17 protein-coding genes are annotated in these 24057 nt (G+C 48.5%); 14 read left to right on the top strand and 3 right to left on the bottom strand.

Annotated features, from left to right (window positions below; genetic code table 11):
- The first annotated feature begins 23 nt into the window (after positions 1-23).
- The 12 genes from mtnA (at position 24) to ligA (ending at position 18061) form a co-directional block, all read left to right on the top strand.
- A complete protein-coding gene (mtnA, locus tag AKN87_RS03660) occupies positions 24-1097 on the top strand; it encodes an S-methyl-5-thioribose-1-phosphate isomerase (RefSeq protein ID WP_053102502.1) in 1074 nt (357 codons plus the stop codon).
- A gap of 95 nt (positions 1098-1192) precedes the next feature.
- Positions 1193-3958: a DNA gyrase subunit A gene (gene gyrA, locus AKN87_RS03655; protein WP_053102501.1), complete on the top strand. Its 2766-nt coding sequence runs from the start codon at positions 1193-1195 to the stop codon at positions 3956-3958.
- 8 nt (positions 3959-3966) lie between these two features.
- Positions 3967-5049 carry a 3-phosphoserine/phosphohydroxythreonine transaminase gene (gene serC, locus AKN87_RS03650; protein ID WP_053102500.1) on the top strand — a complete coding sequence of 361 codons (1083 nt, stop codon included), beginning with the start codon at positions 3967-3969 and terminating at the stop codon, positions 5047-5049.
- Entirely contained in the window at positions 5050-6144 is a 1095-nt protein-coding gene (gene pheA, locus AKN87_RS03645; protein WP_053099668.1) for a prephenate dehydratase, read from the top strand.
- 67 nt (positions 6145-6211) lie between these two features.
- Complete coding sequence (gene hisC / locus AKN87_RS03640; protein WP_053102499.1) at positions 6212-7327, top strand: histidinol-phosphate transaminase; 1116 nt, start codon at positions 6212-6214, stop codon at positions 7325-7327.
- A complete protein-coding gene (locus tag AKN87_RS03635) occupies positions 7317-9560 on the top strand; it encodes a bifunctional prephenate dehydrogenase/3-phosphoshikimate 1-carboxyvinyltransferase (protein WP_053102498.1) in 2244 nt (747 codons plus the stop codon). Before hisC ends, AKN87_RS03635 begins: the two co-directional genes overlap by 11 nt.
- Positions 9557-10234: a (d)CMP kinase gene (gene cmk, locus AKN87_RS03630; RefSeq protein ID WP_053102497.1), complete on the top strand. Its 678-nt coding sequence runs from the start codon at positions 9557-9559 to the stop codon at positions 10232-10234. The genes AKN87_RS03635 and cmk overlap by 4 nt, the downstream gene beginning before the upstream one ends.
- Positions 10235-10383: 149 nt before the next feature.
- The gene (gene rpsA, locus AKN87_RS03625; RefSeq protein ID WP_053099664.1) at positions 10384-12072 is read left to right on the top strand and encodes a 30S ribosomal protein S1; all 1689 of its coding nucleotides are present in this window, start codon (positions 10384-10386) and stop codon (positions 12070-12072) included.
- A 132-nt stretch (positions 12073-12204) separates the two neighbouring features.
- Positions 12205-12549 carry a zinc ribbon domain-containing protein YjdM gene (locus tag AKN87_RS03620; RefSeq protein ID WP_053099663.1) on the top strand — a complete coding sequence of 115 codons (345 nt, stop codon included), beginning with the start codon at positions 12205-12207 and terminating at the stop codon, positions 12547-12549.
- Between the two features lie 180 nt (positions 12550-12729).
- Complete coding sequence (gene dxs, locus AKN87_RS03615) at positions 12730-14622, top strand: 1-deoxy-D-xylulose-5-phosphate synthase (protein ID WP_053102496.1); 1893 nt, start codon at positions 12730-12732, stop codon at positions 14620-14622.
- Positions 14623-14751: 129 nt separating this feature from the next.
- A complete protein-coding gene (zipA, locus tag AKN87_RS03610; RefSeq protein ID WP_053102495.1) occupies positions 14752-15609 on the top strand; it encodes a cell division protein ZipA in 858 nt (285 codons plus the stop codon).
- A gap of 109 nt (positions 15610-15718) precedes the next feature.
- Positions 15719-18061 (top strand): NAD-dependent DNA ligase LigA, encoded by a 2343-nt coding sequence (ligA, locus tag AKN87_RS03605; protein WP_053102494.1) that lies wholly within the window; start codon positions 15719-15721, stop codon positions 18059-18061.
- A gap of 69 nt (positions 18062-18130) precedes the next feature.
- Here the strand turns inward: ligA and AKN87_RS03600 are convergent, their stop codons facing one another.
- The 3 genes from AKN87_RS03600 to AKN87_RS03590 form a co-directional block, all read right to left on the bottom strand.
- Positions 18131-19444, bottom strand: a complete 1314-nt coding sequence (locus AKN87_RS03600) for a short-chain fatty acid transporter (RefSeq protein ID WP_053102493.1) — start codon at positions 19442-19444, stop codon at positions 18131-18133.
- Between the two features lie 134 nt (positions 19445-19578).
- On the bottom strand, positions 19579-20325 hold the full coding sequence (locus AKN87_RS03595) for a UDP-2,3-diacylglucosamine diphosphatase (RefSeq protein WP_053102492.1): 747 nt from the start codon (positions 20323-20325) through the stop codon (positions 19579-19581).
- Positions 20322-20816 carry a peptidylprolyl isomerase gene (locus AKN87_RS03590; protein WP_053099657.1) on the bottom strand — a complete coding sequence of 165 codons (495 nt, stop codon included), beginning with the start codon at positions 20814-20816 and terminating at the stop codon, positions 20322-20324. Before AKN87_RS03590 ends, AKN87_RS03595 begins: the two co-directional genes overlap by 4 nt.
- Positions 20817-20942: 126 nt before the next feature.
- Here AKN87_RS03590 and AKN87_RS03585 point away from each other — a divergent pair, with 126 nt between their 5' ends.
- The gene (locus tag AKN87_RS03585) at positions 20943-22625 is read left to right on the top strand and encodes a glutamine--tRNA ligase/YqeY domain fusion protein (protein ID WP_053099656.1); all 1683 of its coding nucleotides are present in this window, start codon (positions 20943-20945) and stop codon (positions 22623-22625) included.
- Positions 22625-24010: a cysteine--tRNA ligase gene (gene cysS, locus AKN87_RS03580; RefSeq protein WP_053102491.1), complete on the top strand. Its 1386-nt coding sequence runs from the start codon at positions 22625-22627 to the stop codon at positions 24008-24010. The genes AKN87_RS03585 and cysS overlap by 1 nt, the downstream gene beginning before the upstream one ends.
- Positions 24011-24057 lie beyond the last annotated feature (47 nt).

Here is a 24057-nt window from a genome sequence, read left to right as displayed (position 1 = left end):
CAATGTTGAAGTGAGAACTAAGCGTGCGTGAAAAAATGTTGGCAGCCGAGCAAATTACCGCTCTGAAATGGCAAGATAAGCAGTTGTGGTTATTGGATCAGCGAGTCTTACCTCTGAGTCAGTCCTGGTTATCTTATCAGTCGGCAACTGAGGTGGCGCAAGCCATCAGTGATATGGTGGTACGCGGTGCACCAGCGATTGGTATTGCAGCGGCCTATGGTGTGCTGTTATCGGTGCAGCAACAGCGCACTAACCCAGACTGGAAGCTCGCCGTAGCGGCTGATATTCAGCAGCTTGCTGCATCACGGCCTACCGCAGTTAACTTGTTTTGGGCGCTAGAGAAAATGCAAGCCGCTCTGTTGCCAGCAGCTACTGCAGCTGAGGCAGAGTCGTTGTGTTTAACGGCGGCGCTGGGCATTCATCAGGCGGACCGCGAAGCTAATTTGCGTATGGCCGAGCTGGGCTTTCAATTAATCCAACAGGGGTGTGATGCACCGCAGCAATTACTGACCCACTGTAATACCGGAGCGCTGGCAACCGGTGGTTTTGGTACGGCGTTGGGGGTGATTCGCGCGGCTTATCATGCCGGTTTAGTTAGTTTGGTGCATGTGGATGAAACTCGGCCTTGGTTGCAGGGCTCGCGCTTAACTGCTTGGGAGCTGGCGCAGGAGCAACTTCCGGTTAGTCTCAATATTGATGGCGCTGCCGCGCACTTACTGCGTGAAGGTGATATTACTTGGGTTATTGTCGGGGCTGATCGAATCACGGCCGCTGGCGATGTAGCCAATAAGATTGGCACTTACGCCTTGGCAGTATTGGCACGTTATCATGACGTTAAGTTTATGGTGGTAGCACCGAGCTCAACCATTGATATGAGTATTGAAAGCGGAGCCGATATTCCCATTGAGCAACGCGCTGCCGCTGAACTATTGCAGGTTGCTGGGCAGCCTGTGGCAGCAGCAGTGCCAGCGTTTAACCCGGTGTTTGATGTGACACCGGCGAAGCTAATCGATGCGATTGTGACTGAACTTGGCGTAGTAGAGCGGCCAAACTTGGCGAAAATGCAGGCGTTAATGGGTAGAACAGCACTCCATTAATAAAGCGCAAAAAAGCGTTAGAGCGCCTTGCAGCGCCTTGTGGTAGTATTTACAGCTTGATTAAAGCAACGAAATTATAAAGGAACCAAGCTTCCATGGGTGAATTGGCTAGAGAAATCCTTCCGATTAGTATCGAAGATGAAATGCGTCAGTCATACCTTGACTATGCAATGAGTGTGATTGTAGGGCGCGCCTTACCTGACGCACGAGATGGTTTAAAACCGGTGCATCGCCGGGTTCTCTTCGCCATGCGTGAGCTGGGTAACGATTGGAATAAGCCCTATAAGAAGTCTGCCCGGGTGGTCGGTGATGTAATCGGTAAATATCACCCCCATGGCGACACTGCGGTGTATGACACCATTGTGCGTATGGCGCAGCCATTCTCTATGCGTTATATGCTGGTTGATGGACAGGGTAACTTCGGTTCTGTAGATGGTGATAATGCCGCTGCGATGCGTTATACCGAAGTACGCATGGATAAAATTGCCCATGAAATGCTGGCTGACCTAGAAAAGGAAACCGTTGACTGGGTGCCTAACTATGATGGCACTGAGCAAATCCCAGCTGTTTTGCCAACCAAAATCCCTAGTCTGTTAGTCAACGGTTCGTCAGGGATTGCAGTGGGAATGGCAACCAATATTCCGCCCCATAACCTTACCGAAGTAATCAATGGTTGCTTGGCTTTAATTGATAACCCAGAGCTCAGCGTTGATGAGCTGATGCAGTTTATTCCAGGCCCTGATTTCCCAACTGCGGGAATTATTAATGGCCGTGCGGGTATTATTGAAGCTTACCGCACCGGTCGTGGGCGGATTTATATGCGCGCCCGGGCGGAGTTTGAAGATATTGATAAAGCTGGAACTCGCCAGCAGATTGTTATTACTGAGTTACCGTATCAGCTCAATAAAGCGCGTTTAATTGAAAAAATCGCCGAGCTGGTAAAAGAGAAGAAGCTTGAAGGCATCACTGAGCTGCGCGATGAGTCGGATAAAGACGGTATGCGGGTGGTGATTGAATTGCGTCGTGGCGAAGTGCCTGAGGTGATTCTTAATAACCTGTATGCGCAAACCCAGATGCAAAGCGTGTTCGGGATTAACAACGTGGCTCTAGTTGATGGCCGTCCGCGTTTATTAAACCTGAAAGATATGCTTGAGGTGTTTGTGCGTCACCGCCGTGAGGTGGTCACTCGACGTACGGTGTATGAGCTGCGTAAAGCACGCGAGCGAGGACATATCTTAGAAGGTCAAGCGGTTGCGTTATCTAACATTGATCCAGTTATTGAGTTAATTAAAGCATCACCAACCCCAGCCGAAGCCCGTGAGCGATTACTGGCTACAGCTTGGGAGTCTAGCGCGGTTGCGGCGATGGTTGAGCGCGCAGGGGCAGAGTCCTGCCGTCCTGAAGGTTTGGATGAGCAATATGGGATGCGTGATGGGCGCTACTATTTATCGCCAGAGCAGGCGCAAGCCATTCTCGAGTTGCGTTTACACCGCTTAACAGGCCTTGAGCATGAAAAACTGTTAACTGAGTATCAAGAAATTCTTGAGCAAATTGGTGAGCTGATTCATATTCTTACCAGTCCTGAGCGTCTGCTGGAAGTGATCCGCGAAGAACTAGAAAAAGTTAAGGCAGATTTTGGCGATGAGCGACGCACAGAAATTGTTGCCTCACAAGTTGATTTAACCATTGCTGATCTGATCACTGAAGAAGAGCGCGTGGTAACGATTTCCCATGGTGGCTACGCTAAGAGTCAACCATTATCGGCCTATAATGCACAGCGCCGTGGTGGACGCGGTAAGGCGGCTACAGGGGTTAAAGACGAAGATTTTGTTGAGCACCTATTGGTGGCTAACAGTCATGCCACCTTATTGTTGTTCTCTAGCAAAGGGAAAGTGTATTGGAAGCGTACCTTTGAAATTCCAGAAGCGTCACGTACTGCCCGTGGCCGTCCCTTAGTTAACTTACTGCCGCTAGAAGAGGGTGAACGTATCACCGCCATGCTGCAGGTTGATTTAGAGTCGCTGGGGCAAGATGAAGAGCTGCTCGATGAGCAGGACGACAGTATTTTAGAGGGCGAGTTAGTTGCCTTAGATGAGACTGAAGAGTCTGAGACTGAGCAAGAAGAGGCGGAAGAGCCAACGGGTGCTTACGTCTTTATGGCTACAGCTAAAGGAACTGTGAAAAAAACCCCGTTGAGCCAGTTCAGTCGTCCACGTAATTCCGGTCTGATTGCGTTACGTTTAGAAGAGGGCGACACCTTAATTGCTGCAGCCATTACCGATGGCGCGCAAGATGTCATGCTGTTTTCTGATGGGGGCAAAGTGATTCGCTTTAATGAGCGCAAAGTACGCTCTATGGGGCGTACCGCTCGCGGAGTGCGTGGGATGCGCTTACTAGATGAGCAACAGTTAATCTCAATGTTAATCCCTGAGCCAGAGACGCAAATTCTGACGGCTTCTGAACATGGCTACGGTAAACGAACCGTGATTGAAGAGTTCCCAGTACGTGGGCGTGGTGGTCAGGGCGTGATTGCCATGGTGACTAACGAGCGTAATGGTAAGCTGGTTGGCGCCATTCAGGTGCTGGATGGCGAAGAAATTATGCTGATTTCTGATCAGGGGACCTTGGTGCGTACCCGTGTTGATGAGATTTCTTCGCAGTCGCGTAACACCCAAGGCGTCACCTTAATTAAGCTTGGCAATGAAGAGAAGCTGGTAGGTCTTGAGCGTGTGCAAGAGCCGGATGACGTTGAGGATGAGCTAGACAGTGCCGCTGAGTCAGCGGAGTTAATAGATAACCCAGAGATCGCCGATGTTGCGGGTGTTGAGCCTACAGCCGACGACGCAGACAGTGAAGAGTGAGAAGCTAAGTGAGTAGAGCCCATAACTTTTGCGCAGGACCTGCTGCGCTCCCCGAAGCAGTATTGCAGCGCGCCCAAGCGGAAATGCTCGATTGGCAAGGCAAAGGTTTATCGGTGATGGAAATGAGTCACCGCAGTGCCGACTATGTAGCCATTGCTGAGCAGGCGGAGCAAGATCTGCGTGATTTAATGCAGATTCCAGACAACTATAAAGTGTTGTTTATGCAAGGCGGTGCCAGCCAGCAGTTTGCTCAGATTCCTCTGAACTTACTGCCTGAAGGCAAGGTGGCGGATTACATTGATACCGGAATTTGGTCACGCAAAAGTAGCCAAGAAGCGGCTCGTTTTGGGCAAATCAATATCGCTGCCAGCGGTAAAGAGTTGGATTACTTTGGAATTCCAGAACAGAGCCAATGGCAGTTAACGCCAGATGCGGCCTATGTGCACTATGCTTCGAACGAAACCATTGGTGGCGTACAGTTTAATTGGGTACCACAAACCGGTGAAGTGCCGTTAGTGGTGGACATGTCTTCGGATATTCTGTCACGCCAAATCAATGTGGCCGACTTTGGCATGATTTATGCGGGCGCGCAGAAAAATATTGGTCCTAGTGGCTTAGTGGTCGCGATTATCCGCGAAGACCTGCTGGGGCAGGCGCGGGCAATTTGTCCAACCATGCTTAATTACCAAACCGCGGCCGATAACGGTTCAATGTATAACACACCACCAACCTACGCTTGGTACTTAGCAGGCTTGGTTTTTCAGTGGCTCAAAGAGCAAGGCGGTGTGGCGGCAATGGAAGCGCGAAATCGCGAAAAGCAAGCCCTGCTTTACAGTGCTATTGATCAAAGTGAGTTGTATAACAACCCAGTGGCTCTGAATGCGCGCTCGTGGATGAATATTCCGTTTCGTTTAGCCGATGAGCGCTTAGATAAAGCGTTTTTAGTCGGTGCTGAAGCCCGTGGCTTACTAAACCTAAAAGGCCACCGCTCGGTCGGTGGCATGCGTGCCTCGATTTATAACGCAGTGGATATTCACTCGGTGCAAGCCTTAGTGGATTACATGCGTGAATTTGAAAAGGAACAAGCGTAAATGAGTGAGCAAGAGTTACACGCGTTACGCATTCGGATTGATCAGCTGGATGAGAAAATTCTCGAGCTGATCAGTGAGCGTGCGCGTTGTGCCCAAGAAGTGGGTCATATTAAAACCCGTGAGCAGCAAGAAGGCGAAGAAGTTATTTTCTATCGTCCTGAGCGCGAAGCACAAGTGCTCAAGCGTATCATGCAGTTGAACCAAGGGCCGATTGATAATGAAGAAATGGCGCGCTTGTTTCGCGAGATCATGTCAACCTGTCTTGCATTAGAGCAGCCAGTCAAGGTGGCTTATTTGGGACCTGAAGGAACCTTCTCCCAAGCCGCTGCTTTAAAGCACTTTGGCCAAGCGGTAACCAGCAAGCCGATGGCGGCGATTGATGAGATTTTCCGTGAAGTAGCTGCTGGGGCAATGCAGTTTGGTGTGGTTCCGGTAGAAAACTCCACTGAAGGGGCAATTAACCATACCCTCGACAGCTTTTTAGAGCACGATCTGGTTATTTGTGGTGAAGTTGAGCTGCGCATTCACCATCATTTATTGGTGGGTGAAAACACTAAAACTGATCATATTACACGTATTTATTCCCATGCCCAGTCGCTAGCGCAGTGCCGTAAGTGGCTTGATGCTCATTATCCAAATGTAGAGCGTGTCGCTGTAGCCAGTAACGCTGAAGCAGCGAAACGGGTGAAAAGTGAGTGGAACAGTGCCGCAATTGCAGGTGATATGGCAGCGCAGCTGTATGGGTTGAAAATTCTCGATGAGAAAATTGAAGACCGTCCTGATAACTCCACGCGCTTTTTAATCATTGGTAATCAGCATGTACCGGCTACGGGTGACGATAAAACCTCAGTTATTGTCTCTGTGAACAACAAACCTGGCGCGTTGCATGAGCTGTTGATCCCATTTCATGTGCATGGGATTGACTTAACGCGAATTGAAACGCGTCCGTCGCGCAGTGGTAAATGGACCTATGTGTTCTTTATTGATCTGCTTGGGCATCAGTCCGACCCGCTGGTGAAATCAGCGCTGGAAAAAATTGCCCAAGGCAGTGCTGGGGTCAAAGTCTTGGGTTCCTACCCAAAAGCGGTACTTTAATCCTTTGATGAGTTAGATACAGTTTAACGGCCTCAGTAATGAGGTCGTTTTGCTTAAGGGGACAGTCATGAGTTTTGATTTTTTAGCCCAAGCGTTACCTGGTGTGCAACAGTTAGCGCCTTATGTGCCGGGTAAACCCGCTGATGAGCTAGCCCGTGAGCTAGGCTTGCCGCTCGATTCAATTGTTAAGTTAGCCAGTAATGAAAACCCATTAGGCCCGAGTCCAAAAGTGATTGCGGCGATTAGTCAGGCGGTGCCTGAGTTAACGCGTTATCCCGATGGTAATGGGTTTGTTTTAAAGCAAGCGCTGGCACAAAAGTTCGCCGTTGAGCCGGCGCAAGTCACCTTAGGCAATGGCTCCAATGATATTTTGGAGTTGGTGGCTAAAGCCTGGTTGGCTCCTGGTTTAAATGCGGTGTTTAGTCAGCATGCATTTGCTGTCTACCCGATTGCGACGATGGCAGTGGGGGCTGAGTGTCGTGAAATTCCAGCAAATAACTATGGGCATGACTTACCGGCTATTTTGGCTGCGATCGATGCCAATACTCGGGTGGTATTTATTGCGAACCCGAACAATCCAACGGGTACGTGGTTTGATCAACAGGCATTGGCTGATTTTTTAGCCCAGGTGCCTGAGCATGTGATTGTCGTGCTAGATGAGGCCTATATTGAGTATGCCGAGCCTGGTGAGTTGCCCGATGGCATGGGTTTTTTGGCCAATCATGCCAACTTGATCGTATCTCGAACCTTCTCCAAAGCCTATGGTTTAGCAGCGCTCCGTATTGGTTATGCGATTTCTTCGCCGATGATTGCGGATGTGCTGAATCGTATTCGCCAGCCTTTTAACGTCAACAGCTTAGGCTTGGTGGCGGCAGTGGCGGCACTGGAAGATGATGAGTATTTGCAAGAAAGTCGAGCCAGTAATAAGCATGGCTTGCAGCAGCTCAGTACGGCCTTTGATGAGCTTGGATTAAGTTATATTGAATCGCGTGGTAACTTTATTGCGGTGGATTTTGCCCGTGATGCGGCGCCGATCAATCAGGCGTTACTGGAGCAAGGTGTGATTGTGCGCCCGGTGGCCGGATACGCGATGCCGACATTCTTGCGTGTATCTGTGGGTACTGAGCAAGAAAACGCACGCTTTATTGAGGTCTTAGAGCAGGTGCTTGCGGATGCCAAGTAAGGGCAAGCGGCTATTCGATCCAGCGCCAATGCAGCGTTTAGTGGTAGTTGGCCTGGGACTAATTGGCGCGTCCTTTGCTAAGGGAATTAAGCAAACGGGGTATTTCTCCGAGGTGCTAGGGGTTGATCTTAATCAGAACTCCTGCCGCTTGGCTGAACAGTTGGCGATTGTCGATCAAGCGGGCGATAGTCTTGAAGTGTGCCGCACGGCGGATGTGATCGTGTTGGCAGTGCCGATTTTGGCAATGGAGAAAACCCTGCAGCAGTTACATCAGCTGGAGTTACAGCAGGTAATAGTGACTGATGTTGGGAGCAGTAAAACACAGTTACGCCAAGCAGTACTTGAGATTTTTGGTGAGGTGCCGCCTGAGTTTGTGTTTGGTCATCCGATTGCTGGCTCAGAAAAAAGCGGGGTAACCGCAGCCAATGCCGAGCTTTTTGCCCAGCATAAAGTGATTTTAAGCCCTGAACCGAATACTCAAGCGCAGGCCTTAGCCTGCGTTAAACAGCTGTGGGAGCTGTTGGGTGCTGAGGTTGAGTTTATGGACGTGGAATATCACGATCAGGTACTCGCCGCCACCAGTCATCTGCCGCATCTACTAGCCTTTGGCTTAGTGGACTCCTTGGCTAAGCGTAATGAAAATTTAGAAATATTTCGCTATGCTGCTGGCGGTTTTAGAGACTTTACCCGGATTGCAGCCAGTGATCCGGTGATGTGGCATGATATTTTTTTAGCTAATTCAGAGGCTGTATTAGCCCAGTTAGATGCGTTTACCCATGACTTGCAGCAACTGCGTACGGCAGTTGCAGAACATGATGGACATTATCTATTAGGTGTTTTCACTCGTGCCAAAATGGCCAGAGAACATTTCAGTAAAATTTTAGCTCGCAGGGCCTATGTAGACACCATGCAGAATCATGATTTGAAATTTATTGCCAATCCAGGCGGACACGTACAGGGCACGATTCGCGTGCCAGGCGATAAGTCTATTTCGCACCGCTCAATCATGCTCGGCTCCTTGGCCGAAGGCAAAACCGAAATTGAAGGCTTTTTAGAGGGTGAAGATGCCTTAGCCACTATCCAGGCCTTTCGTGATATGGGGGTGGTGATTGAAGGCCCCCAAGAGGGACGAGTAGTGGTGCATGGGGTCGGCTTACATGGTTTGAAGCCGGCGCCAGGCCCTATTTACGTGGGCAACTCAGGCACTACCATGCGCTTGCTGTCAGGGTTGCTGGCGGCGCAGCCGTTTGATAGCACCTTGACCGGTGATGCCTCGTTATCTAAGCGGCCGATGAACCGGATTGCAAAACCGTTGCGGGAAATGGGTGCGGTAATTGAAACCGCTGCAGAGGGGCGACCCCCCTTGACCATTCGTGGCGGACAAAAACTCACGGGTATGCATTATCAGATGCCAATGGCCAGCGCTCAGGTAAAATCTTGTATTTTGCTGGCGGGCTTATATGCTGGGGGTGAAACCTCGGTCGAAGAGCCAGCGCCGACCCGTGACCATACCGAGCGGATGCTGAGCGGTTTTGGTTACCCAGTTGAAGTGCATGGCGCTATTTCTAAGGTTGAAAGTGGCCACAAATTAACCGGAACCAAGATTGAAGTACCGTCGGATATTTCTTCGGCGGCATTCTTTATGGTGGCTGCTTGTATTGCGCCGAATTCAGAAGTGGTGCTAGAGCACGTGGGCATCAACCCAACCCGTACTGGAGTCATTGATATTTTGCGCTTAATGGGCGCTGATCTGAGCCTTGAGCGAGTGCATGAGGTGGGTGGTGAGCTAGTCGCTGACATTCGAGTGCGCTCCAGTCAGCTAAAAGGAATTGAAATTCCTAGCGATCTAGTTCCCCTGGCGATTGATGAGTTTCCTGTTTTATTTATCGCTGCTGCCTGCGCCGAAGGCAAAACAGTATTACGTGATGCCGAAGAATTACGGGTCAAAGAGTCGGATCGAATTCAAGTAATGGCCGATGGTTTAGCTACCCTAGGGGTAAAAACCGAAGTTCTGCCGGATGGTATCGTGATTGAAGGTGGTCAGCCTATGGGTGGTGGCGAAGTCTGGGCCCATGGCGATCACCGAATTGCCATGTCTTTTAGTGTTGCCGCATTACGTGCGAGTCAGCCAATTATTATTCATGATGCGATTCATGTGGCGACCTCGTTTCCTGATTTTTTACAGTTATGTGAAAAAGTCGGTATGCATGTCAGCGAAGAGCACAGCCTATGAACTCAGCAGTCAGCGCGGCACCGGTGATTACCATTGATGGTCCAGGCGGCTCGGGCAAGGGGACTGTGGCTGGGATTTTAGCCAAAAAACTAGGCTGGCACTTGTTGGACTCAGGCGCGTTGTATCGACTACTGGCGCTGGCAGCTAGCCAACAGCAGTTGGCTTTTAGTGCTAATGAGCAGTTGCTTTCCTTGGCGAAAAATCTACCGGTACAGTTTTTGCAGGATCAGGTGCTATTAGCTGGTGAAGATGTCAGCTTAACCATTCGTACCGAGCAGGTCGGTGGTTGGGCTTCTCAGGTGGCAGCGATTCCCGAAGTGCGCACCGCCTTACTGCAGCGCCAGTATGATTTTCGCCAATCGCCAGGCTTGGTGTGTGATGGCCGCGATATGGGCACCGTGGTGTTTCCTAATGCTGAACTCAAGGTGTTTTTAACGGCAAGCGTTGAAGAGCGAGCACAAAGACGTTACTTGCAGTTGAAAGCCAAGGGCGAAGAGGTTAAACTTGCGAGTCTTTTGCAAGAGATTCGTGAGCGCGATGAGCGCGACATGGGTCGTGCAACAGCGCCACTTAAGCCCGCGCCAGATGCGTTAATCCTAGATTCCACGCAGCTGAGTATTGAGCAGGTGGTGCAACGAATTCTTGATCAGGTGGCCGAGCGCCACTTGGTTTAGTAGAGTCCTTATTTGCTTTAAGATAAGGCTCGCCAAGGCAGCTCAAGTAGCCCAGACACTGCACTTTAGCTGACTTTATAATTAACGAACCCACATTGATCTGGAATGTGGCTAGGGCAATTAAGCCCACTATCCATGCAGGAATAAACATGAGCGAAAGCTTTGCAGAACTCTTTGAAGAAAGCCTAAAAGACCTAGATATGCAACCAGGTTCGATCATCAACGGTTTAGTTGTTGATATCGACGGTGATTGGGTAACCGTTCACGCTGGTCTGAAATCTGAAGGTGTAATCCCAGTAGAGCAGTTCTTAAACGAACAAGGCGAACTGACCATTAAAGTGGGTGACGAAGTTCCCGTTGCGCTGGACGCGGTTGAAGATGGCTTTGGTGAAACCAAACTATCCCGCGAGAAAGCGAAGCGTGCTGAGGCATGGCTGGTTCTGGAAGCTGCGTTTAACGCTGAGGAAGTGGTTACTGGTGTTATTAATGGTAAGGTCAAAGGTGGTTTCACTGTTGACGTTAACAGCATCCGTGCCTTCCTACCTGGTTCTTTAGTGGATGTGCGTCCAGTACGCGACACCACTCACCTCGAAGGTAAAGAGCTAGAATTTAAGGTGATCAAATTAGACCAGAAGCGCAACAACGTTGTAGTTTCTCGTCGTAGCGTTCTTGAAGCAGAGAACAGCGCTGAGCGCGAAGCACTGCTTGAAAACCTACAAGAAGGTCAGAAAGTTAAAGGTATCGTTAAGAACCTCACCGACTACGGTGCGTTCGTGGATCTTGGCGGTGTTGACGGCTTACTGCACATCACCGATATGGCGTGGAAGCGCATCAAGCATCCATCAGAAATCGTTAACGTTGGCGACGAAGTAGAAGTACGTGTACTGAAATTCGACCGCGAGCGTAACCGTGTATCTTTAGGCCTGAAGCAATTAGGTGAAGATCCATGGGTAGCAATCACTGCGCGTTACCCAGAAGGTACTCGCGTAATGGCCCGTGTAACTAACCTGACTGACTACGGTTGCTTCGCTGAATTAGAAGAAGGCGTTGAAGGTTTAGTACACGTGTCTGAAATGGACTGGACCAACAAAAACATCCATCCATCTAAAGTAGTTAACGTTGGTGACGAAGTTGAAGTTCAGGTTCTGGACATCGATGAAGATCGTCGTCGTATTTCTCTGGGTATCAAACAGTGCAAAACTAACCCATGGGAAGACTTCTCAAGCCAGTTCAACAAAGGCGATAAAATCTCCGGTACCATCAAGTCAATCACTGACTTCGGTATCTTTATCGGCCTAGAAGGCGGCATCGATGGTCTGGTTCACTTATCAGACATCAGCTGGCACGAAGCTGGCGAAGAAGCGGTTCGCAACTTCAAGAAAGGCGACGAGCTAGAAACCGTAATCCTCTCGGTAGATCCAGAGCGTGAGCGTATTTCTCTCGGTATCAAGCAGTTAGAAGATGATCCATTCTCTAACTACGCGTCAATCAACGACAAAGGCAGCATCGTTAAAGGTGTAGTTAAAGAAGTTGATGCTAAAGGTGCCATCGTTACTTTAGCTGACGAAGTTGAAGCTACTTTAAAAGCCTCTGAAATCAGTCGTGACCGTGTAGAAGATGCACGTAACGTGTTGAAAGAAGGCGACGAAGTTGAAGCAAAAATCATCAATATTGATCGTAAAGCACGCGTAATTAACTTGTCTATCAAGTCTAAAGACGCTGAAGACGAAAAAGATGCGATGAAAGAATTGCGTAAGCAAGACACTGCAGCCGCTGAAGCGGCAGGTCCTACCACTATTGGTGACCTGATCCGTCAGCAAATGGAAAACCAAAACTAAGTTTTAGGTTATTCAGCTGCTACGCAATAAACCTCCTTCGGGAGGTTTATTGTTTTATAAGGTTTCATCCTGATCAGAAATGCTAGTTTGCTTTGGCAGTTCTAATAATAATTAGTCTGAGTTGAGGTTAATATGGCAGATTTTCCAGCATGCCCTGCATGTGCAGAAGAAATTACTTATCCCGATCGTGACCACTATGTGTGTGCTACCTGTGGTCACGAATGGCCGATGGAAGCGGGTCAAGACGATTCAAGCAGCGTTGAAGAGTCTAAGTTTCGTGATGCCCACGGCACCCCTTTGTATGATGGTGATACCGTCACCCTCACTAAAGATTTAAAAGTGAAGGGCACCTCTACCGTATTAAAAGTCGGTACCCGCATCACTAATATTAAGTTAGTAGAGGGCGATCATGACGTTGATTGCCGAGTGAATGGGCAGAAGTTTATGCTGAAATCTTGCTTTATGAAAAAAGCTTAAGGATTCGCCTGTTCTTGTTAGAAGCCAGCTATACTGCTGGCTTTTCTGCGTTTAACGGTGAGTGACTCAGCTTTTAGTTTGCAGTATTTAGGGTTCAATAATAACGGGTACTAGTTTATTGGGCTAAAACTGCGCTTTACGTTAAACTGTGCCATCTTTTTACTTTTTATGAATGCTGCAATGCCTAAAATTTTTCATGAAATTCCTACAACGCGTCCAGTGACACCTTTGCTGGATCAAGTTCAGCAAACGGAAACCTTGCGCCTATTTACCGAGCCGCAACTTGCTCAGTTAGCGGATGAGTTGCGCTTGCATTTATTGTGGCGAGTGGGCGAAACCGGTGGGCACTTCGCGGCAGGTTTAGGAGTGATTGAGCTGACCATTGCTTTGCATCATGTCTATAACACCCCGGAAGATCGCTTAGTGTGGGATGTAGGGCATCAAGGCTACCCGCATAAAATGCTCACCGGACGTTTAGAGCAAATGAGCAGTTTGCGCCAAAAAGATGGAATTGCCGCCTTTCCACGGCGTGAAGAAAGCGAGTACGACACCTTTGGTGTGGGGCATTCCAGTACCTCAATCAGTGCTGCCTTAGGTATGGCGGTGGCCGCAAAATTAAAGGGTGAGCAGCGTAAAACCGTGGCGATTATTGGTGATGGTGCAATGACCGCGGGGATGGCTTTTGAGGCGCTTAATCATGCGCCGGAAGTTAAAGCCGATATGCTAGTGGTGCTAAATGACAATGATATGTCCATCTCAAATAATGTCGGTGGCTTGTCTCAACATCTTACCCGTTTATTAACCAGCCCACCTTTTACCACGGTGCGTGAAGAAGGGAAAAAGCTGCTGTCGATGCTACCAGGCGCGTTAGAGATTGCGCGTAAAACAGAAGAAAAAGCTAAATCGTTGTTAGCACCGGCGGTGATGTTTGAGCAGCTTGGCTGGAACTATATTGGCCCTATCGACGGGCATGATCTTCCGGCACTTGTTGCTGCGTTAAAGTATGTAAAAGATTTAAAGGGACCACAGTTTCTACATGTGGTAACTAAAAAGGGCAAAGGCTTTAGTCCTGCTGAGGCTGACCCTATTACCTATCATGCGATTAGTGGAGCACAGACGGCAGTAGCGCCTAAAACTGTAGCTAAGCCACGTTACTCTAACGTGTTTGGGCAGTGGCTGTGCGATATGGCCGCCGAAGACTCACGTTTGATGGGGATTACTCCGGCGATGAAAGAAGGCTCAGACTTGATTGCCTTTAGTCAGCGTTATCCTGAGCGATATTTTGATGTGGCGATTGCTGAGCAGCATGCTGTTACCTTTGCTGCGGGTATGGCCTGTGAAGGGGCTAAGCCAGTGGTGGCGATTTATTCAACGTTCTTACAACGCGCTTATGATCAATTAATTCATGATGTAGCGCTGCAAAATTTAGATGTGTTGTTTGCCATTGATCGTGCGGGTTTAGTCGGCGAAGACGGTCCGACCCATGCCGGAAGTTTTGATTTATCCTATTTACGCTGTATTCCTAATATGTTGGTTATGACGCCCAGTGATGAAAATGAGCTGCGTTTATTACTAACCACGGGTTATCAATATGCCGGGCCAGCCGCTGTGCGTTACCCAAGGGGCACAGGACCTGGAGCTAAGATTGAAGAAGGCTTAGACAGCGTAGCCATTGGTAAAGGTGTGGTGCGGCGCCAAGGCTCAGGAGTGGCGATTTTAGTCTTTGGTGTACAGCTGGCCGCAGCGCTAGAGGTAGCAGAAAATTTAGATGCCACTGTGGTGGATATGCGTTTTGTTAAACCACTTGATACCGCCTTGACCCTAGAGTTAGCACGCCAGCATAGTTTGCTGGTAACCATTGAAGAGAATGCGATTATGGGAGGAGCGGGCAGTGCGGTTACCGAGTATCTGCATAGCCAAGGTCAGAATGTTGCGGTATTGCAGCTAGGTTTACCGGATTATTACGTAGAGCATGCCTCACCACAACAAATGTTGGCTGAGTGTGGACTCGATGCGCCGGGAATTGCACGGCAAATTGAGGCTTATCAGCAGCTATTAGCGGAAAAAGTTTAAATAAGCAGTTTTTATTGTAAATAGACGGAACAACCGAGTATTTTCTTAATCTGTATCTCAGTTATACTAGGTGTTCCGCCTTTAAGGTGTGTTTTGTTATTGATTGGTTAATTTTTGGAGTTTCAGGTAATGGGGTTAGGGCTACATACATGGTTAATCATTATTGGCGTGATCGCTATGGCCGCTATCCTATTTGATGGCTGGAGACGTATTAGCGGCAATAAGCTTAAGTTTGACCTGACTAAACCACCTGAAGATGATGAGGGTGATAGTACCTCGTCTGAAATATTAAGCGCTCCTCGGGTAGTTAAGCCCAAAACAGAGCCGAAACTTTCAGCGCTAGATGATCTGGCTATGGATGAGCCCACACTCAATGCAAACGAAGATTTCTCAAGGCTGTCTGCCACTCAGTCTGAGCGTATAACACCAACTGAAACCAATGCCGATGATTCAGGATTAACTGCCGATAAAGAGGATGAGCCCAGTTTTTCGGCGACTGAGGCGGAAGCTGCCGCCAGCAAAAAAGCCTTAGAGCCCTCTGAAGTGTTAGTGATTATTGTTTTAGCGCGCTCGCCGCTAGGCTTTAAAGGCCCTGATTTATTACAGAGTATTTTATCTAATGGGCTGCGTTACGGTGATATGGATATTTTCCATCGTTACACCAATATGACAGGTCATGGCGACACTTTATTCTCGATGGCTAACGCTGTTGCTCCTGGTACTTTTGATCTGGAAACCATTAACGACTTTAAAACACCGGCCGTTTCTTTCTTTATGCAGTTGCCAGGCCCAAGTGCGCCAGCTGAAGCGTTTGAGTTGATGCTAGAAGCAGCTACCCATTTAGCTACCAGCTTAGGCGGTGATTTAAAAGATGATCAAGCCAGTGTATTAACCACTCAAACCGTTGAACATTATCGTCAGCGGATTGCCAACTTTGAGTTTAAGCAGCGTCAATTGCGTAATAAACTGCAGCACAGCGCTGATTAAAGCTTTAAGGGTATTGTGTATTAATAAGAGCAGCTTTGGCTGCTCTTTTTGTTTCAAAGCAACAGAAGACAGCTAGTGGTAGCTGTATCACCTGAGTGAGTACTGATTCATGACGACACATCCATTACAGGATCAAGTTGAGCAATTGCGTCAGCAATTAAATGACTATAACTATCAATATTATGTATTGGATCAGCCCAGTGTTCCTGATAGTGAATACGATCGATTATTTAATCAATTAAAGCAGCTAGAGCAAGCACATCCCGAGTTAATCAGCCGTGATTCACCGACCCAGCGTGTGGGTGGTCAGCCATTGGCAGCTTTTACTACAGTGCAGCATGCGCTGCCGATGTTAAGCCTAGGCAATGCATTTTCTGAGCAGGAAATGCAAGACTTTGGTCGCAGAATTGAACAGGCATTGGCGAGCAATGAGCCGTTAAGTTTTTGTTGTGAGCCAAAGTTCGATGGGTTGGCGGTGAGTCTGTTGTATGAGCAGGGTGAGTTAGTGCGTGGCGCAACCCGAGGTGATGGCGCGACAGGTGAAGATATTACCAGTAATGTACGAACGATTCGGAATATTCCTTTACGCTTACAGGGTGAATCAGTGCCCGAGCGCTTAGAGGTGCGTGGCGAAGTTTATATTTCGCTAGCTGCTTTTGCTGAGTTGAATCAGCGCATGTTGGAAACCAATACTAAACCCTTTGCCAATCCACGTAATGCGGCAGCTGGCAGCTTGCGCCAGTTAGATCCGCGCATCACTGCCCAGAGGCCGCTAACTTTTTGTGCCTATGGCGTTGGCTTAGTCAGCCAACCTTTAGCCGATAGCCATAGTCAAACACTTCAGGTATTAAAACAGTTAGGTTTACCAATCAGTCCTGAAATGCAGGTGGTACAAGGTATTGCAGGCTGTAATCAGTATTTTGCCCAGCTCGGCGCTAAGCGCGCTGAGCTAGGCTATGAAATTGATGGGGTGGTATTTAAGGTCGATCGCTTAGCCCTGCAACAGCAATTGGGTTTCAGGGCGCGAGAGCCACGCTGGGCGATCGCCCATAAGTTTCCTGCTCAAGAAGAGCTGACAGAGCTGTTAGATGTAGAGTTTCAGGTCGGACGCACCGGTGCGATTACCCCGGTGGCACGTCTAAAACCAGTGCATGTGGGGGGCGTAACCGTGTCCAATGCAACCTTGCATAATATGGATGAGGTGCAGCGCTTAGGCCTTAAAATTGGTGATACAGTGATTATTCGTCGGGCCGGTGATGTTATTCCACAGGTAACCCAGGTAGTGCTAGAGCGCAGGCCTGCAGCCGCGCGTGAGATCAGCATGCCAAGCGAGTGCCCAGCTTGTGGTGCGGAAGTAGAGCGTAGCCAGTTAGCGCGGCATAGCAAAGGAAAAACCATTCGTAGTGAAGGGGCGACCTGGCGCTGTGTCGGGCGTTTAACTTGTCCAGCTCAACTCAAGCAGGCCTTGTTGCACTTTGTCTCACGCAAAGCCATGGAAATTGATGGGCTGGGAGAAAAGATTATTGATCAGCTGGTCGATCGTGGTTTAGTGAAATCGCCTGCGGATTTATATCTACTGACTGCCGAGCAGCTCTTGACGCTTGAAGGTTTTGCGGAACTATCGACGCAGAATCTACTCAATGCGATTGAGGCCAGTACCCAGCCGAGTCTGGCGCGTTTTATTTATGCGTTAGGTATTCCGAATGTGGGTGAAGAAACGGCTAAGTTACTGGCTCGTTCCTTGGGAGGTTTGACTCGTATTAGTCAAGCGCTGCCTAGTTTGCTTAGCTGGTTGCCGGAAGTGGGCAATGAAGTAGCCCATGAAATTTATAACTTTTTTCAAGACGCGCATAATCTGGCTGTTGTTTCTCAGCTGCAAACAAATGGTGTGAAGTTACCTAAGGCAGAGGCTATTGCGCCAGAGTTAGTCGGAGCGGTGAGTTTTGCTGAATTTATTGAGCGTTTTAACTTACCAGGTATTGCTAAAACTAATGCTCAGCGTTTGGCTAAGGCGTTTACTAGTTTTGCTGCGTTAAAAGCTGCTGATTGGCTGGATTTACGTAGTATTGAGCGCTTTCCCGAACGCTCTGCCCAGGTCTTGCGTGAGTTTTTGGCCGATAGCGAGCAACTCAAGCAGGCTGATCAGCTCGAGCAGCAGTTACTAGCCTTTGGTATGCACTGGAGCGTACAGCCGTCTGTAGAGGCACCCAGTTTACCTTTGCAGGGTGAAACCTGGGTATTAACCGGTACCTTAAGTAGTTTGTCTCGAGCCCAAGGTAAACAGGCTTTGGAGGCTTTAGGGGCTAAGGTGGCGGGATCAGTATCGAGTAAAACCAGTGCTGTGGTGGCGGGTGAAAGTGCGGGATCTAAGCTAACTAAAGCTCAAGAGTTAGGGATTAAGGTGCTGGATGAGGCTGCTTTTATCGAGTTGCTGCAGCGCTTGCAGGGCTAACTATCGTTATGTGAAAAATCCCACTGTGGCTTTAACTACAGTGGGATTTTTTATCATCAGGGATTGGGGTTAAAAGAAGGTAAGCCCCAGCGAAATAATCGCGCCAGTAATAATCAGTAAGATTAAACAAAAGCCCATAATGTCTTTGGCTTTTAATCCAGCAATACCCAGTACTGGCAGAGCCCAGAATGGCTGCAGTAAGTTAGTCCAGGCATCGCCCCAAGCAACCGCCATAGCAACCCGTGGAATATCTGCGCCTAATTCAATTGCTGCGGGCAGCATCACCGGCGCTTGTACCGCCCACTGGCCACCTCCAGAGGGAACAAAAATATTGACGATACCGGCACTGATAAAGGACCAGAATGGCAAAGACGCGGCGCTAGAGAAGGAGACAAACCACTCCGAGAGTGTTTTAGCTAAGCCAGAATCAATCATAATGCCCATGATGCCGGCATAGAAAGGAAACTGAATCACAATTCCAGCACCGCCTTTCACTGCTTCTTGCAGGCTATTGAGTAAGCGCTGTGGGGTACCGTGCAGAATAATGGCCAAAAACAAGAACATAAAGTTAACAATGTTCAGGTTCAGGCTGCCGCTACTGTTAAAGAAATAATCAACTAAGTAGATTAATCCAGGAAAGCCTACGAGTAAGGCTAACGTGCGGCTATTTTCTAAGCGCTCAGCAGGGCGGTTAGGATCATTGCTGATAACTTCTTCAGGCTCTTCTAGTAGCTTAGGGTCAATATAAATACTGTCTTCAGCTTTAGGCATCATTAAACGGTTGGCCAATGGTACTGCAATGAAAATACACAGCACGATCAGTAAGTTAAAGCTGGAGAAAATGGTTTGATCCGTGCCAATCACCCCAATTTGTGCAGCACTGAAGTGATTTTCGGTGGCAATAGTGAGTGGAATCGAGCCGGCTAATCCCGCGTGCCAGACCAAGAATCCCGAATAAGCACTGGCAACCAGTAGGCGGTAATCCACTTTAACTTGGCGAGCTAATTCTTTAGCAAAAATAGCGCCAACCACTAAACCAAAGCCCCAGTTAATCCAGCTGGCAGCCAAGGAAATAAAGGTCACCAATAAAATAGCTCCACCAGCGGTTTTAGCTGTTTTAGCGATTGCCACTAATAGCTTTTTGACCGGTGGTGAGTTAGCCAGCATAAACCCGGTAACCAGTACCAAAAGCATTTGCATGGAGAAAGACAGCAGGTTCCAAAAACCGTTACCCCAATAACGGACAATCTGGATGGGTGAACTTTGCTCAATAAATAGCGCACAAACGGCAGCCACAATAGTGAGTAGTAGCACAAAGATATAAGGATCAGGCAGGTAGCGTTCTACCAGCTTGACCGCAGGTTTAGATAAGAGTCGTAACATGGTTTTTAGCCTTATTATAGGTCGCCATAAACTGCTATGGCGTTGGCCACGTTATACGCTAGTTAGGAAAAAACTGGCAATTCGACTAATGACTTTACTCGCTATAAATCAATACGTTAGGGAGTATCTTTACCTTAAGGTAAAGCAGTGATTGGCGCTTGTTGCAAGCTAAAGGTTAAAGGACTTTGTTGCGGATCGCAGCGCAGATACCACAGGGCTTTATCCCAATCGCCCAGCACAATTCGGGTGGCCGGTTGTTGATTGTTTAGGATGACTGCGTGCTTGGCTGGGCGATGGGTATGCCCATGAATTAATGTGTGAACACCATATTTTTGCATAAAAGGTGCCACCGCTTCGGGGGTGACATCGGTGATGCTGGCCGCTTTCATTGAAGTGCGTGACTGACTTTGATTACGTAGTCCGCGAGCGAGCTTATGGCGAAGGGTTAGCGGCAAATGACGTAGAATAAAAAGTGCTAGGGGGTTGCGCAGGATACGGCGCATCTTTAAATATTCCACATCTTCGGTGCACAAAAGATCGCCATGGCTGAGTAAAATAGGCGTTTGTTGAATCTGAATAACGCTAGGATCAGGCAGTAAAGTACAGCCTGCGAGCTGGCAAAATTGCTGGCCGATTAAAAAGTCGCGGTTGCCATGCATTAAAAAAACTTGGCAGCCATGTTGGCTCAGTTGCTTCAGGGCGTGGGCAACCTGTTGCTGAAATTCGCTCATGGCATCATCGCCAATCCAAACCTCAAAAAAGTCGCCTAAAATATACAGCTGCTGAGCGTGGCGGGCGTGTTGCTGGAGAAAGTTGAAAAACGCCCGGCTAATATCCGGGCGTTGTTCTTGCAGATGCAGATCAGAGATGAATAAAATCACTCAACAATCTCAGCTTTTTCAATGATTACATCATCGCGTGGCACATCTTGGTGGCCAGCACGGGTGGTGGTCTCAACCGCTTTAATTTGATTGACCACGTCCATGCCCTCAACCACCTCACCAAAAACAGCATACCCCCAGCCTTGGGTGGTTGGTGCGGTGTGGTCAAGGAAGGTGTTGTCGCTGACGTTAATAAAAAACTGCGCTGAAGCTGAGTGAGGGTCCATGGTGCGTGCCATGGCAAGCGTCCCAGTTTTGTTGGAGAGGCCGTTATTGGCTTCGTTTTTAATGGGGGCACGGGTGTTTTTTTGCACCATCCCAGCTTCAAAGCCACCGCCTTGAATCATAAAGTTATTGATAACACGGTGAAAAATTGTATTGTCGTAATGACCTTCTTTGACGTATTGGCTAAAGTTGGCGCAGGTTTCAGGCGCTTGGTCAGCAAAGAGTTTAATCGTGATAACGCCGTGATTGGTGTGTAATTTAATCATGTAAATAAAATCCAAAATGTCAAAAGATACATAGAACTGTCAGCAAGCTGACCTGTTCAGGTATGATAAGCCCTTTATTTCGTTCAGCCTACCTTGGCTGCCAAATTCGATATTGCTAGGAATCCCATGAGTAAGCCAGATTCTACTGTAACGGTTGCCGCTAACTTTCTTCGTACCATTATTCGTGATGATCTTGAGTCAGGAAAGCATCAAAGCATTGTGACGCGTTTTCCACCCGAACCTAATGGTTATTTGCATATCGGTCATGCTAAGTCTATCTGTTTAAACTTTGGCATGGCAGAAGAGTTTGGCGGCGTGTGTCACTTACGTTTTGACGATACTAACCCAGCTAAAGAAGATCTTGAATACGTCGAGTCAATTAAAGACGATGTTCGTTGGTTAGGTTTTCAGTGGGATGGCGAGGTGCGTTATGCCTCTGATTACTTTGATCAGTTGCACGAGTGGGCCGTATATTTAATTGAACAAGGTAAAGCGTACGTTTGCGATCTCTCACCTGAGCAGGCACGTGAATACCGTGGCAGCCTAACTGAGCCGGGTAAAAACAGCCCATTTCGTGAGCGTTCAGTAGCAGAAAACTTAGATTTATTTGCCCGGATGAAAGCCGGTGAGTTTGCAGACGGTGCGCGCGCATTGCGCGCTAAAATTGATATGGCATCGCCTAACATGAACCTGCGCGATCCAATCCTTTACCGGATTCGTCATGCCCATCACCATCAAACCGGTGATAAGTGGTGCATTTATCCAAGTTATGACTTTACCCATGGCCAATCTGATGCCATTGAGTTGATCACCCACTCAATGTGTACTTTAGAGTTTGAAGATCACCGTCCATTGTATGAGTGGTTCTTAGAGCAGTTACCGGTTCCGGCGCATCCGCGTCAGTATGAGTTTGCCCGTTTAAACCTGAACTACACCATTACCAGTAAGCGTAAGTTAAAACTGTTAGTGGATGAAGGTCATGTGAATGGTTGGAATGATCCACGGATGTCCACCATTAGCGGCTTCCGTCGTCGTGGCTATACCCCAGCGTCGATTCGCAATTTCTGCGATATGATCGGGGTTAACCGTGCTGGTGGTATTGTCGATATGGGGATGCTGGAGTTCTGTATTCGTGAGGACCTTGATGCCAATGCCAGTCGTGCAATGTGTGTGCTGAATCCAATTAAGGTGGTCATTACTAACTACCCAGAAGGTCAGGTTGAGCAGCTAGAATTACCGCGCCACCCGAAGCAAGATATGGGAACCCGTACCTTGCCGTTCTCTCGCGAGCTGTATATTGACGCCAGTGATTACGAAGAAGAGCCACCAAAAGGCTTTAAGCGTTTAGTCCCAGGCGGTGAAGTGCGCTTGCGTGGCAGTTACGTGATTCGCGCAGATGAAGCGATCCGCGATGCGGATGGCAACATTATTGAACTGCGCTGCAGCTATGATGAAAACACCCTAGGCAAAAACCCTGAAGGCCGTAAGGTAAAGGGAGTCATTCACTGGGTGCCGGCGGCAGAAAGTGTTGAGTGTGAAGTGCGCTTATATGATCGCTTATTTAAAACAGCTAACCCTGATAAAAACGAAGATGGTAGCGATGCCGAGTCGTTCTTAGACAATATCAATCCTAACTCGTTAACGGTATTAACCGGTTGCCGCGCCGAGCCTTCATTGGCGAGCGCAGAAGTAGGGCAAGGCTTTCAGTTTGAGCGTGAAGGTTACTTTTGTTTAGATAGCGAAGACAGCAGTGCTGATCACTTGGTATTTAACCGGACCGTAACTTTGCGTGATTCATGGGGGCAGTAATGGGTTTAGCGATTTACAATACGCTGACAAAACAAAAAGAGTTATTTAAACCCTTAGTGGGTAATCAAGTGCGCATGTATGTGTGCGGTATGACCGTATATGACTACTGTCATATTGGGCATGCGAGAGTCATGGTGGCTTTCGATGTGGTCACCCGTTGGTTACGTCACCGCGGCTATGAAGTTAATTATGTGCGTAATATCACTGATATTGACGACAAAATTATTCAGCGTGCGGTAGAAAATGGTGAGCCTTTTACCGCCTTAACCGAGCGTATGATTGCCGCGATGCATGAAGACGAAGCACGCTTAAATGTCCTGCGTCCTGATCAGGAGCCGCGAGCAACAGGGCATATCGATGGCATGTTTCAAATGATTCAAACCCTAATTGATAAAGGTTATGCCTACGCGCCTGGCAACGGTGATGTGTATTATCGGGTTCATAAGTTCACCGAGTATGGCAAGCTGTCGCGCCGTAAACTGGATGACTTACAAAGTGGTGCGCGGGTTGAAGTGGATGAAGCCAAAGAAAGTCCACTGGACTTTGTGCTCTGGAAGGCCGCTAAGCCCGGTGAACCTAGTTGGACTTCGCCTTGGGGAGAGGGACGCCCAGGCTGGCATATTGAGTGCTCGGTGATGTCTACTTGCTGCCTTGGCGATAGCTTTGATATTCATGGCGGTGGGCCAGATTTAGTTTTCCCTCACCATGAAAATGAAATTGCCCAAAGTGAAGCAGCAACCGGCAAACAATATGCCGCAACGTGGATGCATGCCGGCGCGGTACGGGTGGATGGTGAGAAAATGTCAAAGTCTTTAGGCAACTTTTTCACTATCCGTGAAGTACTGGCTAAGTATCACCCTGAAGTAGTTCGCTATTTATTGGTGGCCAGCCACTATCGCAGTCCAATCAACTATTCAGAAGATAGCCTGCGTGAGGCGCGCTCAGCGTTAGAACGCTTTTATAATGCCCTAAAAGGCTTGCCTGAAGTGCCAGCGAGCGGTGGTGAAAGTTTTGTTGAGCGCTTTAATCAGGCAATGGATGATGACTTTAATTCGCCTGAAGCCTGTGCGGTTCTGTTTGATATGGCTCGGGAAGTCAATCGTTTGCGTAGCACTGATCTATCAGCAGCGGCAGCATTAGCTGCATGTATGCGTGAATTAGCAGGCGTTTTGGGTGTCTTGCAAATGGAGCCTGAAGCCTATTTGAAAGCTGGCGCTGCTAATAAGGTGGATGCTGCTGCCGTAGAAGCGCTGATTGAGCAGAGAATTGCCGCACGTGAAGCTAAGGACTGGGCTGAGTCTGACCGGATTCGTGACCAGCTGACCGCCATGGGCGTTGTGCTGGAAGATGGAAAGGGCGGTACTGGTTGGCGCTTAGCTGAGTAACTCAGAGGGTCTGCAGTCAGCGTTAGGCTGCAGACCGATTTAATTAT

Origin of the sequence: Thiopseudomonas alkaliphila (genome assembly GCF_001267175.1) — a bacterium.
Taxonomy (GTDB): Bacteria; Pseudomonadota; Gammaproteobacteria; order Pseudomonadales; family Pseudomonadaceae; genus Oblitimonas; species Oblitimonas alkaliphila.
This window is presented reverse-complemented; position numbering and strand designations above follow the sequence as displayed.

Bases quoted from the DNA above. Each gene is read 5' to 3' on its own strand.
- AKN87_RS03635 (WP_053102498.1), top strand. From the start codon at position 7,317: ATGCCAAGTAAGGGCAAGCGGCTATTCGATCCAGCGCCAATGCAGCGT.
- cmk (WP_053102497.1), top strand. From the start codon at position 9,557: ATGAACTCAGCAGTCAGCGCGGCACCGGTGATTACCATTGATGGTCCA.
- dxs (WP_053102496.1), top strand. From the start codon at position 12,730: ATGCCTAAAATTTTTCATGAAATTCCTACAACGCGTCCAGTGACACCT.
- AKN87_RS03600 (WP_053102493.1), bottom strand. From the start codon at position 19,444: ATGTTACGACTCTTATCTAAACCTGCGGTCAAGCTGGTAGAACGCTAC.
- rpsA (WP_053099664.1), top strand. From the start codon at position 10,384: ATGAGCGAAAGCTTTGCAGAACTCTTTGAAGAAAGCCTAAAAGACCTA.
- AKN87_RS03620 (WP_053099663.1), top strand. From the start codon at position 12,205: ATGGCAGATTTTCCAGCATGCCCTGCATGTGCAGAAGAAATTACTTAT.
- hisC (WP_053102499.1), top strand. From the start codon at position 6,212: ATGAGTTTTGATTTTTTAGCCCAAGCGTTACCTGGTGTGCAACAGTTA.
- AKN87_RS03590 (WP_053099657.1), bottom strand. From the start codon at position 20,816: ATGATTAAATTACACACCAATCACGGCGTTATCACGATTAAACTCTTT.
- cysS (WP_053102491.1), top strand. From the start codon at position 22,625: ATGGGTTTAGCGATTTACAATACGCTGACAAAACAAAAAGAGTTATTT.
- pheA (WP_053099668.1), top strand. From the start codon at position 5,050: ATGAGTGAGCAAGAGTTACACGCGTTACGCATTCGGATTGATCAGCTG.
- AKN87_RS03585 (WP_053099656.1), top strand. From the start codon at position 20,943: ATGAGTAAGCCAGATTCTACTGTAACGGTTGCCGCTAACTTTCTTCGT.
- ligA (WP_053102494.1), top strand. From the start codon at position 15,719: ATGACGACACATCCATTACAGGATCAAGTTGAGCAATTGCGTCAGCAA.
- zipA (WP_053102495.1), top strand. From the start codon at position 14,752: ATGGGGTTAGGGCTACATACATGGTTAATCATTATTGGCGTGATCGCT.
- gyrA (WP_053102501.1), top strand. From the start codon at position 1,193: ATGGGTGAATTGGCTAGAGAAATCCTTCCGATTAGTATCGAAGATGAA.